A 3000-nucleotide genomic window follows, 5' to 3' on the forward strand; every position below is an offset into this window, starting at 1 on the left:
TATTATTAATAACTAACCTTATATTAATACAGGTTATTAATTTTTATATTTTTCTTGTATTAATACTGCTTATTAATCCTGATATTTTCATTTTCTAACTATCTCTATTTATATATTTTAATACTTTTTTTATTAAAATTATTTACTTTTTTATGTCAATTATATCAATTTTTTATTACTTCACTTTGTATTATACTATAATAATCCAAGTATGTACAAATTATACACAAGTTTAAAGAGAAATCTGTATTTTTGTATAAAAAAAAGGCTATGTTAGCTATCTTCGTGATAAATATGACATAAAAACAACCACACCTTAGAATTTTCAATATATTGAATTCTAATATGTGGTTGATTATATAACTTACTATAAATTGTTCGTAATATATTAATATTGTCTATTAAGCTACTTCTATAAATTATAACTTTTACCAAAACCAACCTCCATATCCTATTTCAAGATGTAATATGAAAAACAAAGTTGGTAATAACAACATACTTATAATACTACAAATATAGCACATTTTCGTAAATTTATTTTCTTTATACTTCCTCTTAGTATAATCAAATAGCACTATGAAAGGTATTGTACTTAGCACTATTCTTAACAGAAATCCCAATTGTAAAAGATATTCATCATTAAGTTTTATACCATCTAGTAGTATTAATGGCAATGCCCAGCTAAACCATACTATTATGTTAGAAAATATAATTGCTGAAACATACTTTCGTATATATATCCTTTTTTCTTGTTTCATCGCATCACCTTTCTTCATAATCAACACTATTATAGTGTTTTACTTATAAGTCACAATATATGACAATTGCGATTTAGTTTATATTATATCATTTTCAACACTTATTTAAAACATAGCCTAATTTTATAAAAGGCTATGTTAAACTATTTATATCTATATATACCTATAGTTTTATATCTATCTCCTTCTAATACTTCACTAGCTCCATAATATATGCTATAATCTTCTTCATTTATTTCAACTATAGCATCTCCCTCTTTAAAATATGGAACTTCAAATATGTGATATTGAATATCTCTCATTATTCTTCTTGCATCAATAAGTGCGATTATATCTCTATATTCTAATCCATATGAACACAATTCTTCAATTCTATTTAAATCATTTTTAAACGCTTGATTTTTTACTGAATTAGATATGTATCTTATAGTATTTACAATTCCATATAAATCATTATTATCATAAGCATCCCATCGATTATTTGCCTTATCGAATAATTCTTTATATCTATCATCAAAAATAACTTGGTTCAATGCAGTATAACAGTCTCCAAATTTAAGAACTTGCTCTTGATTTAAGTTAAAGAATATATCAGTTCTTAAATCATATCGTTCTTCATCTGACATAGTAGGTTTATTTTTTTCTACTGATTCTATTATATTTATCAATTCTTGTTCTTCGCTTTCTTTTGAATAAATATCATTAGAAATAATTTGATTAATATTATTAGTATCAATTAAATTCTCATTTTTATTAATATCCAAAGTTATATCTTCTTTTGAATTACTGCACCCTGTTAAAAATAATGATATAGCAATTAAAAATAAACTTAACCTAATTACTTTTACCATATAAAATTTCCCCTTTTTATTTATAATTAATTCTCAATATATAATAATTACGAACTTAATTATATTATATAAAGTATTCAATTGTTTTCCAATTATAAAATGGTTTCATTAATTTGAAGTAAAGTTCCTTACTTTATGTTAATTCAATGAATCTATTTCTAATAGTGGCTCTAGTTACATATGTATCCTTAGTAGCTACATTCACTAGCATATCTTTAATTCGGTCATTCTTTTTATTCTTCTTACTTAGTTGTAGAAATTTAAACCAAGCCAAATAATTATTGATATATTTTGTGGATACACCATTAAAAGTCATTAACCATCTCTTAAAGCTACTGTGAAGAGCATTTATATGCTGTAAATGATAAACACTATCTATCATTGATTTTCCTCTAGGAACTTGCTTTAACTCTATGTTCAACTTATCCTTTATTCCCATATATGATTTATGTGAATCTACACAAAAAGTAGCATCTTCACATATTTTATTGTCAAAGAAGTTAACTATTTGATTTGTTGTAATTCTACCATTACAAACAGCACCCATAAGGATATTTCCTTTTCTATCAATTGCTGTCTCTATACAAATCTGCTCTTTTGATATTCCTCTTTTCTTCTTATCATTTTTACCTTTACCTCTTTTTCTAGGATTTCTAGGCATTACAAATGTAGTACTTTTAGAATGATTCCCTTTAAAAGACTCCTTAATAAAGCATTCATCTACTTCAACTATACCTTCAACTTTATCATTTTTTAATGATAAATTGATTACATCAAGTATCCTATGACGCATGTAAAAAGACGTTTTAACACCTACTCCTACTTCTTCAGCACATTTTCTTATAGAAAGTCCTAATATCATTAATTCGCAGTATTTTAGCCATTTATCTAACCCTAATTTTGTATTAGAGAATGGGGACATAGTAAACTCATCAAAACTTGTACGACAACGTTTACATATATATCTTTGTCTTCCATTAGATTTCCCATTTTTATTTACATCTTTACATTGACATTTTGGGCACTCGTATCCTTTAGAAAATCTACTTTCTTTAACATTATCTCTAATTTCAGAAGAATTAAATAAAGTACTTAATACTTCTTGTGCTACTGAAATTAACTCTGTAAGTTCATTCTTTTTTAAATCTTTTATCATAGCTTTTATATCTATTTTTGACATAATATTAGGTATCCTTTCTGTAAATTAGTTGAAATATAGTCTATACCTATATTATAGCCTATTTTAGATATAATTAATCACAAAGTTAGCTAACATAGCCAAAAAAAAAAGTTTCACTAATGTGAAACTTTTATAATTGGTGAGCGCACAGGGATTCGAACCCCGGACACACGCCTTAGAAGGGCGTTGCTCTATCCAGCTGAGCTATGCA

Annotated in this window: 3 protein-coding genes; all 3 read right to left on the reverse strand. The window is 25.5% G+C overall.

The features are described from left to right. Positions 1-428 precede the first annotated feature (428 nt). Positions 429-776: a hypothetical protein gene (locus tag I4U58_RS13265; protein ID WP_007287782.1), complete on the reverse strand. Its 348-nt coding sequence runs from the start codon at positions 774-776 to the stop codon at positions 429-431. A 125-nt stretch (positions 777-901) separates the two neighbouring features. Continuing rightward, complete coding sequence (locus tag I4U58_RS13270) at positions 902-1609, reverse strand: hypothetical protein (RefSeq protein WP_007287781.1); 708 nt, start codon at positions 1607-1609, stop codon at positions 902-904. Positions 1610-1742: 133 nt separating this feature from the next. Beyond that, a complete protein-coding gene (locus I4U58_RS13275; protein ID WP_007287780.1) occupies positions 1743-2789 on the reverse strand; it encodes an IS1595-like element ISCpe8 family transposase in 1047 nt (348 codons plus the stop codon). Between the last annotated feature and the right edge of the window lie 211 nt (positions 2790-3000).

Source organism: Clostridium sp. 1001270J_160509_D11, assembly GCF_015667935.1.
Taxonomy (GTDB): domain Bacteria; phylum Bacillota; class Clostridia; order Peptostreptococcales; family Peptostreptococcaceae; genus Intestinibacter.